This is a genomic window from Pseudomonas sp., assembly GCF_040514055.1.
GTDB lineage: Bacteria > Pseudomonadota > Gammaproteobacteria > Pseudomonadales > Pseudomonadaceae > Aquipseudomonas.
The window spans coordinates 96741-110372 of the sequence record NZ_JBEVDL010000052.1 but is presented as its reverse complement, the minus strand read 5'-3'; the positions used below and the strand labels follow the sequence as shown (position 1 = coordinate 110372).

Annotated in this window: 5 protein-coding genes; 3 read left to right on the top strand and 2 right to left on the bottom strand. The window is 65.1% G+C overall.

Going from position 1 to position 13632, the window contains the following annotated elements; all coding sequences use genetic code 11:
• Together ABWY06_RS12785 and ABWY06_RS12780 are read right to left on the bottom strand one after the other, a co-directional pair.
• A partial coding sequence (locus tag ABWY06_RS12785; RefSeq protein ID WP_353925943.1) for a calcium-binding protein occupies nucleotides 1-8426 on the bottom strand: 8426 nt, incomplete at its 3' end.
• 7 nt (nucleotides 8427-8433) lie between these two features.
• Nucleotides 8434-9150 (bottom strand): hypothetical protein, encoded by a 717-nt coding sequence (locus tag ABWY06_RS12780; protein ID WP_353925942.1) that lies wholly within the window; start codon nucleotides 9148-9150, stop codon nucleotides 8434-8436.
• 690 nt (nucleotides 9151-9840) lie between these two features.
• Between ABWY06_RS12780 and ABWY06_RS12775 the strand changes: the two genes are divergently transcribed.
• From ABWY06_RS12775 to ABWY06_RS12765, 3 genes are all read left to right on the top strand, one after another.
• On the top strand, nucleotides 9841-10089 hold the full coding sequence (locus ABWY06_RS12775) for a hypothetical protein (RefSeq protein WP_353925941.1): 249 nt from the start codon (nucleotides 9841-9843) through the stop codon (nucleotides 10087-10089).
• A 693-nt stretch (nucleotides 10090-10782) separates the two neighbouring features.
• Nucleotides 10783-12159 (top strand): nucleotide 5'-monophosphate nucleosidase PpnN, encoded by a 1377-nt coding sequence (ppnN, locus tag ABWY06_RS12770; protein WP_353925940.1) that lies wholly within the window; start codon nucleotides 10783-10785, stop codon nucleotides 12157-12159.
• Nucleotides 12160-12253: 94 nt separating this feature from the next.
• The gene (locus ABWY06_RS12765) at nucleotides 12254-13561 is read left to right on the top strand and encodes a hypothetical protein (protein ID WP_353925939.1); all 1308 of its coding nucleotides are present in this window, start codon (nucleotides 12254-12256) and stop codon (nucleotides 13559-13561) included.
• Nucleotides 13562-13632 lie beyond the last annotated feature (71 nt).

Here is a 13632-nt window from a genome sequence, read left to right as displayed (position 1 = left end):
TCCTGGCCATCGCCCGCGGCGAACAGGTAGGTGTCGGCACCGTCGCCGCCCAGCAGGTAGTCGTTGCCCTTATTGCCGCGCAGCCGGTCGTTGCCCAAGCCGCCGTCGAGCAGCTCGGCGTCCGAGGAGCCGAGCAGGTTCTGCTCGCCGGCCTGGCCCGCCAGGACCGTAGCAAAACCGCGCTCGTCCGGCAGGTTCTGGTAGGCGGGCGAACCCAGCGGATCGGGGTTGCTCAGCTTGAATACGGTAAACAGCTGCGCCGCGGTGAACTGCCCGCCGCCGGCGAAGGTGATCAGGTCGACCACGTTGTCGCCACCGAGGAACCAGTTTTTCAGGGTCACCTGGTCCGCACCGCCGCTGACCTTGAGCACCAGGTCGTTGCCGCTTTTCAGCAGGCCACTGCCGACCTGGCTCTGGCTGATGCCCTCGAAACGCAGGGTGTCGAACCCGCCACCGCTGTTGTCGATCACCTCCTGGCCACTGCCGGCGGCGAACACATAGGTGTCGTCGCCACGCCCGCCCAGCAGCAGGTCGTTGCCGACCCCGCCGGTAAGCGTGTCGTTGCCGTTGCCGCCTTCCAGGCGATCGTTACCGGCCTCGCCCTTGAGGCCGTCGTTACCGTTAAAGCCCTGCAGCAGGTCGCGCAGGGCGCCCCCGACCAGCGCCGCATCATGGCCACTGCTGCCCTGCACGCGATTGTCGAAGGCCGGCAGCGGGGTCGGCAGGGCCAGGCCAAAGGCGCCGAAGATCTGCGCCGCGGTCAGCTCGCCCCCCGTGTCGAAGCCGAAGGTCTCCACCAGGTTGTCGCCACCGAGGAAAAAGTCCCTGAGCGTCACCTGGTTGGCCGTGCTGCCGTTGACCTTGAGGATCAGGTCGTTGCCGGACTTGGTCATGCCCGAGGCCACCTGGTTGAAGGTGATACCGGCGGCGAACTGCAGCCGGTCCTGGGCACCGCCCTGCTCCTCGACCAGGTCCTGGCCGGCGGTAAAGACATAACGGTCGTCGCCCACGCCGCCGAGCAGGCGGTCGTTGCCGGCGCCACCGTCCAGCGTGTCGTTGCCGGCGCCACCGAGCAGCAGATCGTGGCCGGCCGTGCCGGTCAGCAGGTCGGCGCCGCCTACGCCAGGCAGCGGCGGGGTGCCGGGATCGCCAGGGTCGGTTGGATCCGTCGGATCTGTGGGATCAGTCGGGTCCGTTGGCGTACCGCCGGCATCCGGCAAGGCGGTCAACAGCCCGGCGATTTGCGCCGTGGTCAGGTAACTGCCGCCGTCCGGCTGGACGAAATCGATGGCCGCATCGCCGCCGAGGAAGTGCCCGCTGATGCGCAGTTGTTGCTTCAGGTCCTTGTCCACCAGCACCACCAGGTCGTCACCGACCCGATGGAAGCTCAGGCGCGTACGCGCCACGCCGACCATAAAGGCACCGTCAAAGCCGCCGCCGCTGTTGTCGATCACATCGACGCCGCCATTGGCCCGGTAGTAGTACTGGTCATCGCCGGCACCACCGGCCAGGGCGTCGTCACCATCCTCGCCGTCCAGCACATCCTTGCCGGCACCGCCGATCAGGTTGTCGTTGCCCGAGCCCTGTTGCCCGCCATTGCCGCCGGACAGGTAGTCGTCGCCGTCGCCGCCTTCGAGTTGGTCATTGCCGCCCATGCCGAACAGCTTGTCGTTGCCGGCCAGGCCACGCAACAGGTCGCGGCCCACACCGCCGGCCAGTTGCTCGCCGGCCGCCGTGCCTTCGACCAGGGTATCGAAGCCGCCGGGGATTGAGCCGGCGGCAATGATCTGGGCGATACGGGCCGCCGTGATCAGGAAACCACCGTCGGGCTGCACGTAACTGATGGCCTTGTCGCCCCCCAGAAAGTGCCCCGTCACCCGCACCGCCTGCGCATCATCCTTGTCCACGCGGATCAGCAGGTCGTTACCGTCGCGGCTAAAGTCCAGGCGCTTTTCATCGATGCCGCCACTGAAGAACACCCCGTCGTTGCCACCGCCGCTGTTGTCGATCGCATCGACCCCGTCGCCCAGGCTGTAGACATACTTGTCGTCGCCGGCACCGCCCGCCAGCAGGTCGTTGCCCACCCCACCGTCCAGTTGGTCGTTACCCAATCCGCCTTGCACGCTGTCCTGACCGGCTTCGCCTTCCAGGTAGTCGTGACCGGCTTCGCCCTGGATCAGGTCGTCGCCGTCACGGCCCCATGCCTTGTCGTCGCCCGCGCCCAGGCGCATGGCATCGCCCAGGGCGCGGTAGCCGATAAAGCTGTCGGCCCCATCGGTGCCATGGGTGATCACCCGCGCCTCAACCTCGGCCTGGCTCAGCATGCTGCCGTCGACAAAGGTGAAGGTATCGAGCTTGAAGTGATCGGTGGGTTCCCGGAACCAGTTCTGCACGGTAATGGCATCGCTGCCGTTGGTATGCTCAATGACCAGGTCCAGGCCGCGACGGTTGAAGGCCAGGTCGGCAGCGGCCACGCCTTCACCAAAGGCCAGGGTATCGGCGGTGGGCTCGATATTGCTGTAGGCCTGGTCGGCCCGCCGCTCGATCAGCAGGTCGCGACCGTCGCCCAGGTTGAAGACATAGCGGTCCTCGCCGAAGGCGCCGTACAGGGTGTCGTCACCGGCACCACCTTCCAGGGTATTGGCGCCCTGGTTCCAGGCATCGCTGTGTGCTTCCAGCAGGTCATCGCCCGCCCCGCCTTGCAGGGTATCGAAGCCCAGCCCCTTCAGGTGGTCATTGCCCTCGCCACCGATCAGCAGGCCCAGGCCTTCCAGACTGTCATCGCCCAGGCCGCCATCGAGCAGGCCGTCGCCGCTCAGGCTGTCGTTACCGGCATCGCCATACAGGCTGTCCTGCCCGCCACCGCCGGCCAGCAGATCGTTGCCTGCGCCACCGTTCAGTTGATCATCACCCCAGTCACCGTTGAGCTGGTCATCACCGGCGTCGCCGAACAGCAGGTCGTTGCCGTCGCCGCCGTACAACTGGTCGGTATCATCTCCGCCGTGCAACTGGTCGTTACCCATGGCGCCTTCGAGCAGATCGTCGCCGACGTCACCCGAAAGCACGTCGTCGCCTTGCTCACCATTCAAGGTATCGTTGCCGCTTCCCCCGTTCAGGCTATCGTTGCCTTCCCCCGCCAGCAACCGATCATCACCGCTGCCGGCCTCGATCAGATCGTCGTCGGCATGTCCGTAAATCACGTCCGCCAGCTCGCTGCCCTTCAAGGCCAGGGTTTTCAGGTCGTCGTAGTTCCAGGTACTGCCATCCGCGAACACCACCCGCTCGAGCGGCGTGCCGCCCGGCCTACCCGCCTGCGCGGAAAATTGCCCAACGACCTGCAGGCGGTCACCGGTCATACGGTTCAGCAAGATTAAATCCAGCCCCTCGCGCCGTAGAATCAGGTCGTCCGGTGCCATGCCGCTAAAGTGCACGACGTCAGCACCCGAGGCATCGACCAGCCGGTCCGAAGCAAAGCCGGCAGCGAAGTGATACTGATCGTCGCCTTCTCCGCCTTCGAGGATGTCGTCGCCGCCGTCGCCCGTGAGCTGGTCATTGCCTTCGCCGCCATGGAGCCGATCATTACCCGCGCCGCCGCGCAGCACATCGTCGCCCTGCTCCCCCAGCAGCAAATCATGGCCTTCGCCACCGCCCAGTTGATCGTTTCCGGCGCCAGCCTGCACGGTATCGTTGCCGGCCAACGCCTCGATCCGGTCATCGGCGGAGTAAGCACTGATCAGGTCGTCCCACTCGCTGCCGTCCAGGGTCAGCAGCTGCAATTGCGCGGCACCGAGGGTCCTTTGCAGGCCATCGCCGTAGTGCAGTTGAATACTGCTGCGCGGAGTTTCACCGGTAAAAAAATTGCTCAGGGTCAGCTTGTCGTCGGGACTGCCGAGAAAGCCGACCGTCAGGCTGAGGCCGTCGCGACGGAAGACCAATTGGTCGAGGGGCAATTGCGCCAGGTAGAGGGTCACCACCTCCTCATACGCATCGACAATCAGATCCTGGCCGTCGCCCTTGGCGAACAGGTAATTGTTGCTGCCATTGGCTCCATCGAGACGATCGTTGCCCTTGCCACCGACCAGGAAATCGTCGCCTGCGCTGCCGGAAAGGCTGTCATTGCCTTCGCCACCTTCCAGATGATCACGACCGGATCCGCCCTCCAGCACATCCTGACCCTCACCACCGAGCAGGCGATCGTCACCAGTGCCGCCGTCGAGCCGGTCATCGCCGGTGCCGCCCTCAAGCCGATCGCTGCCCTCACCGCCTTGCAGCCCATCGTGCCCCTGGTCACCCAGCAGCACGTCATCGCCCACCCCACCCTCGAGGTTGTCATCACCCTCGCCGCCCAGCAGGCTGTCGTTGCCTGCGCGACCGAACAAGCGGTCATTGCCGGCCAGACCGAAGAGGCTATCGTCGCTGCCGTAGCCCTCGAGCACGTCGTCGCCGGTCGTGGCCAAGGTGACCTTGCCCTTGACCTCCTCGACGCGCCAAACCGTACCGTCGTGAAAGGCGATCTGCTCCACCGCGTAGCCACCCGTCGCCTCGGCGGCGAAGTAAGACGTGACCCGCACGCTGTCGGTAGTCGACGTGTGCAGTAGCAAATCCTCTCCGTCGCGCCGGACCCGCAACGCCGCCGGGTCTACGGAGGCATCGAAACGAATTCGATCGACCTTGTCGGCGTCCGGGGCAAAGTTGTTGATCACGTCCTGGCCGTGACCCGCCGAAAACAGATAGGTGTCGCTGCCCCGACCGCCGATCAGGCTGTCGTCACCGCTCCCGCCGTCCAGTTGGTCCTCGCCGTCGTCGCCCAGCAGCTGGTCATTGCCCTCGTTACCCGACAGGCTGTCATTACCCTTGAGCCCGTGGAGGCTGTCGTTACCTGCCTGGGCGGCAATCGCGTCACCTTGCGGCGAACCGAACACCAGGTCATCCCCACTGGTCACCGAAGCGGCCGTCAACAGGCCAAGAATCTGCTGCTGGTCCAGGCGGGTGTTATCGGCAAAGACGATCTTCTCGATGGCCCCATACGCCACCGATCCGTCGAAATCGAAGAAGTTATCGATGCGCAGCGAGTCGCTGACACTGCCATCGGCATTCCTGACCTTGATCCACACCGTCGTGACATTGCGCGAGAACTGCAGATCGGCCGGACCGATACCAGGCCCAAACAGCAGCTGATCGATACCGCCCTGGTCGAGGATGGCATCGTTGCCATGGCCTTTACCAAACTGATAGCCATCGCCACCGGCCTGGCCGTAAAGGCGATCGTCGCCGGCCAACCCGTAGAACAACGTACCGGCGGTCACACCGTAGAGATTGTCGCTCTGCGCGGTGCCGATACGGCTGGAAAAATCGAAATAGGGCGCCAGCTGCACATTACCCGCGGCAATGGCCTGGAACGCGGCATCCCGCTCGGCACGGTAAGCCGGTGAATAGAGGCCCAGGTCGCTCAACACGCGAATAATGTCCTTGACGCGTTCGCTCTGCCCCGTCGCATCGAGGGTCCGCAGCGTGTCCGCCAGCGGCGCCCAATCGACACGGGGACGTTGTGCGTCGGAACCGAAATGCGAGCGGATGCCCAATTCAGCGGCGTAGTCGGTCTGCGCCAGCAACTGCGCGGCGGTGTATCGCTTGAACTCCAGGTACTCGGCCACCAGCACCGGCGCCGCCTGACCATGTGGATTGGGGTCGCGTTCGCCCCAGCACCAGGTGCCCAGGTAGGCGCGCCCCACCAGGTTCTCCAGGGTCACCAGCTGCCGGGCATCCATCACATGCCCATAGACCTTGCTCGGATCGCGGCTGTTGGGGTTGACGTCCGCGGCGCCCGCCCAACGATAGATCAGGCTGTCGAGCAACTCGCTACGGACCTTGGCATCGGTGGTGAGGCCGTACTGGCTGACCATTTCCTTGAGCGTCGCATCCAGCACCATGGCTTGGCGCAGGTCCTGGACTTTGCCGAACCCCTGGGCGTTGGCCATGAACAGCACGTCGTCGGTCAGGGTAATGCTGCCGCTGTTGACGCGCTGGCCGGCATCGACCTTGAACCAGACGTCCGCCGCCGTGGACGCCGTGCCATTGCTGAGCAACAGGGTGGCGACCTGGCGGTGCGCATGGCCATTGGCGTCCACCCGATCGGAGTCGGCGTAGCCGGTGGCGATAGAGCGCACGCCGGCCTGAGTCAGGGTCTTAAGTTCGCCCTGGTCACTGCTGCCGTTACCGTTGAGATCCTGCCAGACCTGCAGGGTAGCGAATGCAGCATCCTGGGCATCGAGGCGACCATCGCCATTGTCGTCATACTCAGCCAAGGCCTGGAAACCATTGGCGGCCAGGCCGCCATCGCGTAGCCGGCTGTGGTTGCCGAACAACTCGGCGCCGCTGCTAACCCGACCATCGGCATTGAGGTCCTGCACCAGCAGGCCATCGTCGGGGCTCACCCAGCCGGAGCGTTCGCTCAGACCGTCGGCGTCATGGTCGAAGTAACTGGCACCCAGGGCCAGGGTCTCCACACCGTCGCCATCCAGGTCGAGCACGATGGGTGAAGTGATTTGCTCGGGGCCGTCGATGTCCGGTGTTTCCTCGTCATCCTCCGGCTCGGTTTCCAGGTTGATTCCCAGGTCGCCGTTGGTGAAATCCTTGATCGTTGGTCCACCGCTGATCAACAGGGTACGGCCTTGCAGTTCGTAACGGTGCCCGCCCCCGTTGTAGATGTTTTCCGGGTCGGACTCCTTGCGGCGGCCACCGGTCAGCTGTTTTTCCTGCAGGTAGACGGCGCCCTTGCCGTCGGTGTCGGATATCTCGTCCTGGCTGTCGCTGCGATAGACATCGTAGCCATCCTCGCCCGCCAGGCGGTCGCTGCCCTCACCGCCTTCCAGGATGTCCTTGCCGTCCCCCCCTTCGAGGGTATCGTTGCCCTTACCGCCAAGCAGCTTGTCCTTGCCGTCCCCGCCCTTGAGGGTGTCGTTATCCTTGCCGCCGTACAGCTTGTCGTCGTCCTCGCCACCATCGAGCTGATCGTTGCCGTCGCCCCCTTCCAGGTAGTCCGCTTCGGCGCCGCCCTGTAACTGATCCGCGCCGGCCATGCCGAACAGGAAATCCTTGCCGTCACCGCCCTGGGCCGAATCACCGCCACGCCCACCGAAGACGATCTGTCGGGTCTCGGCAATGCCCCCGTCGACACCATCTATACGCAGTTTGTATTCGCTGCCGCCGCTGAAATCCCGAAAATCGATATCGCCCACGATCGGCACTGGCAACCCAAATGGCATCTCGAAAACGCCATCGTTCTGGCCATCCTCGCGATAGAGCTTTTCGAAAATCAGCATCGAGGCGCGTTTATCCAGCCATTCTTCGGACAAGCTGCCGTCGCCGGTTTCCAACTTCATCAGGCTCAGGTCCTGGGCATAGCTGGGCAGGGTGATGGCCACCGGCGACAGGGCGAACAGGGCGTTGCGAACCGACTCGTCCTGCTTGGCCAGCCCGAGAATTTCCTGCTTGTTGGCGGGCAACAGGCGAGCGTTCATGCCTTGCAGGGTGGCCGCACTGAGCCCGCCGAAAAACCCCTGGGCCGCACTCAGAAAGCCCTCGGCGCTGGTCGTCTTGTCCAGGTTCTTGCCTTGGTAACTGGACCTCAGCCAGTCGAGCACCAGAGGCGGCTGGGCCTTCTCGATCAGCTGGCCGAACAGCTTGGCGTCTCCACTCAAAAAGCCGCTGACCTTGTTAAAGCCGATGGCGTAGAGGTCCTTCAGGCTGATGGACAGGAAGGTGTCCCAGCCAATGCCAATATCGGTGAAGAACTGCCGATCGGCCTCCAGAACCTGGCTGCCCGCCGCCCCCCGCGCCGCCACCAGGGCCTTGCCGAAGGCCTCGTAGGCGAACAGCAGGTTCTTGAAATCGTCCAGCCGATTCAGGTCGCCACCACCCGCGGTGGTCAACCGGTACGTCTGGTTGGAGCCCAGTGCCGAAAACAGGATCGAACCGGCCCAACCGGCGTTGACCAGGCCACCGGCGGTGTCATTGCCCAGGTGGGCGAACAGCACCTGCCCAACACCGACCGCATCGTTGTTGGCAATGTCCTCGATGGTGGGAAACAGCCAGCGACCGTCCGGCTGTTTTCGAGCGGCGCTGAGAATGTCCTTCAACGCGTTGACCGCCACCGCGTTGGACGCGGCCTGCATCAGTTCGGGGGTAAAGGTGCCACCGCGCAGCTCCAATTGCCGGCGGCTGTACTCACGGATCACCGTGGAGAAAGCACCACGCCCGGCGTTGGCCTGTTCGGCGCCCTGAAACCAGCGTTTCACGTCGCTGTCGGGCAGCATCGCGCCTATGGCCTGATATACATCGTCGTAACGGCCCCTGGCGTTCGGGCCACGCTCGCTGAAAGCACGAATCACGTCGATTTGTTGTTGCGACAGATAGATACGTTCCATGTCTGGGTCAATCCTTGGTCAATTGTTCTGTTGTTTCGACGATGCCGCGCTGAACGTCCCGCCAATGGGGCAGCAAGTCCACGCTGATGAAGTACCAGACGTAAGGCCCCGCGGGCATGCGGAACTCGCCCCGACACTGGTGCACGGTGCCAACTGGAAATCCGCTGCACGCCAACTGGATCGGCGCCCCCAGCGGGGTCCTGGCGTCCGGCGCCAGCGATTGGTAACTGATATAACCCCAACCCCCGTCGAATTGCAGGTCGTGAAACTCGGTCAAGCCCAGGTCGGGCCGATCGAACACGCGCTGCCAGCGCGCGTCCTGCCGCGACAGGGGCGTCAGTTGCTCCTCGCCGCCAGGGATATCCTTGATCTCGACCCGGACGGTGGACGGCGACAAGATCCCGAGGTCCGCCGGCTGTTCCAGGCGCCCCGGGAAATCCAGATACAGCGTCAGGGTGTCGGCCCGCCCCGGCTGGATCGGCCCGCCGGTGTAAACCTCGACGGGGAGAGCAGCCGGTATGCGAAAACGCGTGGCGCCAACGACAATGCGGTTGTCCCGGCCCTCGACCAGGCCATGGGCCTGGCGGTACTCCGGGGTATTGGCCGCGGGTCGGTGGTCGCAGGCGCTCGCCAGCAGCAACAGCGGCAGCAGCAGGAGCCTGACCTGGCGGATGCAAACATCCGCGCTCAAGGGAAATCGCCCACACCGGGGTATCAAGCTCATGGCCGAGTCAGCACGGATAACCCGCTGCAGGCCATCCCTGGGCGGCTGCCTGGGAGAAGGCTTGGCGAGAAAGAAGCCGCGCCTGTACAGGCGAGACGGAGCGAATAGCCCGACGCGAGGCAGGCCCAGGGGTATAAAGGTTCATCAGCATCCTTGCACGGCTATTCCATCAACGCCCTGGTCAGCGGCCTAACGGCCATCTGCCGGACAGGGTCGCGGGGATCTCGGTAACGATGCCCCCCACGCGGTTTACACCCGATCGGTTAGCATCATAAAGCCAGCTCCGCGCACTTGGCAAAGCCGACGCCGCGCGCCAGGGCGGGGGTTTCATGCCCCGACAGCGAACCCAACTTTCGGCCAGATGATTCGCACGGGCGGCCAAGCCGTGCAATCGCCTCGCTGGTCGGGTGGACGTCGCCGCATGCACCCCAGACCTGGTCGTGGCAGGCAAGGCCGCCACCGCCAAGCGAATGCAGCCCGCCGACCGTCCGGTCGAGCCAGGCTGGCAGCCTCGGCCTCGGCCCCGCCCATTCGCCCCTAGGCTCCAGGCCCCCTACGAATTTCGAGGATTTAACCCCCCGCGGAGCAGCGTTATTGTGGCGCTCTAGGGCCGGTGGACACTATGCGCGGCAGCACGGCACCTGTGGTTAGTGTCCACGGCCCTAAGGCCTTTTGTACGGGCAGGTCTCAATGGAACTTAAACCCCTTGCCACCGCTGATATCGAGCGGATCCTGGAGGCCTGCTTGCCTTCCTTCAGGGTCCACTGCAGCCGCGGTCAAACGCCTGTGCTGACCCTGCGTTTCCAGCAGCGTGATACGGGCGAATCCTTTACCCTCGCGAACATCGCACCCGCCTTTTGCCGGACGCCGCGCCAAGTCCGGGAGCTGGCCCGCTCCATTGCCCACAACCTGCCGGGCCCGCCACAAGGCATGGACTAGGGCGTCTACCCTTGCCTGCCAGCAGGGGCGCTCAGGTAGGGCGGGAGAATCCCGCGTATTTAACCGCGTGTTGGCCCAGCCGGGCGCTGCTGGGTCCAGCACGGGGGGCAATTTCGCCAGGGCTCGCGGGCGTTGCCCGCCCTACAAAAAACTGCGGCCCGCGCCTGCCCGTGCCTACCCGCAGAGGCGCTTGGGTAGGGCGGGAGAATCCCGCGTATTTAACCGCGCGCTTGCCCCGGCGGGCGCTGCTGGGTACAGCACGGGGGCAATTTCGCCAGGATTCGCGGGCGCTGCCCGCCCTACAAAAACCTGAGGCCCGCGCCTGGCCTGGGCAACTCGGCGCGTGTAGCCCGTGTCAACACCCCCTCGCCACTTGCCACATGGCAGCCGCGCCCGCTGTTCTATCGCCTCGGGACAGTGTTCAGAGACGGCGCTGGCCACTCGCCTGGCAGACAAGCAAGCCCCGGCGCCTGCCGGCGCCGCGCTTTCACACTGCGCGCGACTTCACCGAGGTAAGATAGACCCAAGCGCTGTCGCGCCCCTTGGGATCGGCACGCAGGGTGCACCGGGCACATTCAGTCGCCATCTCAGGCCGCTGCCCAACCGCCCCACCGAAAGCCGCCGCGCGCAACCGTCTGCGGCCTCCACCATTCCGCTGCATCCGCAGGGTGCGGCGTTTTCAGGGAAGCTAGAATGGCTCCACGACACGTAATCAACGCCTCGGTAAGCCCCCGGGGCAGCCTGGAAACACTCTCCCAACGGGAAGTGCAGCAACTGAGCCAAGCCGGCTCCGGCAGTATCTATACCCTGTTCCGCCAATGCGCCCTGGCCATCCTCAATACCGGCGCGCAGATCGACAACGCCAAGACCATCCTCGATGCCTACAAGAACTTCGAGCTGCGGATTCACCAGCAGGACCGAGGCGTACGCCTGGAATTGATCAATGCCCCCGCGGACGCCTTCGTCGACGGCGAAATGATCGCCAGTACCCGCGAAATGCTGTTCAGCGCCTTGCGCGACATCGTCTACACCGAGAGCGAACTGGACAGCCAGCGCATCGACCTGAGCACCTCCCAGGGCATCACCGACTACGTCTTCCACCTGCTGCGCAACGCCCGCACCCTGCGACCCGGCGTCGAGCCGAAGATGGTGGTGTGCTGGGGCGGCCACTCGATCAGCAGCGAGGAGTACAAGTACACCAAGAAGGTCGGCCATGAGCTGGGCCTGCGCAGCCTGGACATCTGCACCGGCTGCGGCCCCGGCGTGATGAAGGCGCCGATGAAGGGCGCCACCATCGCTCACGCCAAACAGCGGATCCACGGCGGTCGTTACCTGGGCCTGACCGAGCCGGGCATTATCGCGGCGGAAGCGCCCAATCCGATCGTCAACGAGCTGGTGATACTGCCGGATATCGAAAAGCGCCTGGAAGCCTTTGTCCGCGTCGGTCACGGCATCATCATCTTCCCCGGCGGCGCCGGCACGGCCGAGGAGTTCCTCTACCTGCTGGGCATCCTGATGCACCCCAGCAACCGCGACCTGCCCTTCCCGGTGATCCTGACCGGACCAAGAAGCGCAGCACCCTACCTGCAGCAACTCAACGCCTTTGTCGGTGCAACCCTGGGCGAGGCGGCGCAGGGTCGTTACCAGATCATCATCGACGACCCGGTTCAGGTCGCCCGCCAGATGACCCTGGGGCTGAAGGCGGTGACCCAGTTCCGTCGCGAACGCAATGACGCCTTCCATTTCAATTGGCTGCTGCGCATCGAGGAAAGTTTCCAGCGCCCCTTCGACCCGACCCACGCCAATATGGCCAGCCTGCAGTTGCGCCGCGACCTGCCGGCCCACGAGCTGGCCGCCAACCTGCGCCGGGCGTTTTCCGGGATAGTCGCCGGCAACGTCAAGGACAAGGGCATCCGCCTGATCGAGCAACATGGCCCGTACGAGATCCATGGCGACCTGGCCGTGACCCAACCGCTCGACCAGTTGCTCAAGGCCTTCGTCGACCAGCACCGGATGAAACTGCCGGGCGGCGCGGCCTACGTGCCCTGCTACAAGGTGGTCACCGGCTGATCGGTGGCACGCGCCAGGCGTGCGACGCGCGCCTGGCCGACTAGCTCGTTTTACCTGTCGCGCATTCTGATCCATCCACTGGAGACTGTTCACGGTGAAGCCATTCGACCCCAGCCTCACGGCCCTACTCAAGCGCATCTATTCGCACCCCAACGGCTATATCGACGGGGACAAGCGTCATTGTCACCGCATCCCGGACACGGTCACCGCCGAGGAGCGCCAGCAGTTGGCTGACGCACACTCGATGCCCAACCAGTTCGTCAGCATGGAGCACGACGCATGCATCAGTCGTTTGCAGGCACTGGCCGGCGCCGTCGAGCTGCAGCGGGCTGCCGACGCCTTTGTCGCCTCGCTGGTCTCCAGCACCCCGGCCTGGGCCACGGTGCTGCCCGCCATGGCGCTGGGTCTGACGCTGCCGGCACACACCGCCAGCCGTGTTGCGCCGGATCGGGTGTGCAACCTGTGCTTCCATACCGACGCCAGCAAGGACCGCGCCCAGCAAAGCTACTTTCATCAGATCAGCGGCTCGGCATGGGGCGAGAACGATCCGCTGGACGCGGTCCTGGCCCTGGAAAATGCCACGGCCATCGCCGCGGACCTTTGGCCCGTCCCCAGCGAGCGCGACACGTGGGTGTTCCACCAGCTGCTCGAGCTGTTGCGCGGCCTGCCCGCCGCCGCCCGCTACAGCAAGGCCCGCGAGGCGATCAAGGCCAGCGGCCTGCTGGCGGTCAATACCCCGGCCCGCTGTGAAACACTGCTGGCGGCACTGGCCTTTATCGGCGTGCTGGAAACCCCTGAGCACCCGGGCCTGTTCACCCGCTTCACTTCGTCATCCGAGCGCGACATGCGCCCCAATGTGCGGGTCGAGGTGCCGGGGCCATTGGCCTGGTGGAGCAGCGACCACGGATTGAATGAAGCCCTGCTCGAGCGTCTGTTCGGCCACCTGCCGGTGCCCGCCCACGAACCCGCCGCTCCGGCCAAGGTCAAGGCGCCGAAAGCGGCCAAGGCGCCCTCAAGCGGCCCCAAGGCCATCAGTGGGCCGGTCGCGGCCGGTGATATCTACGCCGTGCGCTACCGCGAGGACCTGTGGGGCGCGGTCTACTGCCATGCCGAAGAAACCGACGCGCGGGGCATCACCCGTGGCCGCGTGGAATACCTTGACCTGCTCTCGCCCACAACTCCCAGCGCCGAGCAGGTGCGTGGTCTGGCCTACCGCGACCGCCTCAACGGCGAACGTTGCCAGCACTGGTCCGCTGGCCTGGCCAAGACCACCGGGGTCAAACGCATCGCCGTGGGTCAACCCGCGCCCGTCCATCAACAGCCGACCCCGACGCGTATTTCGTTTGCCGGGGCCAAGGAACTGGGCCACCTGGCGAGCTGGCATTTCCGGTTCAAGGAGTGAAGGGCGGCCGCGGCTGTGGTGCAGATGATCCTGCCCAGGCTCCGCGTGGGAAGGCAACTGCAGAGGTTCCA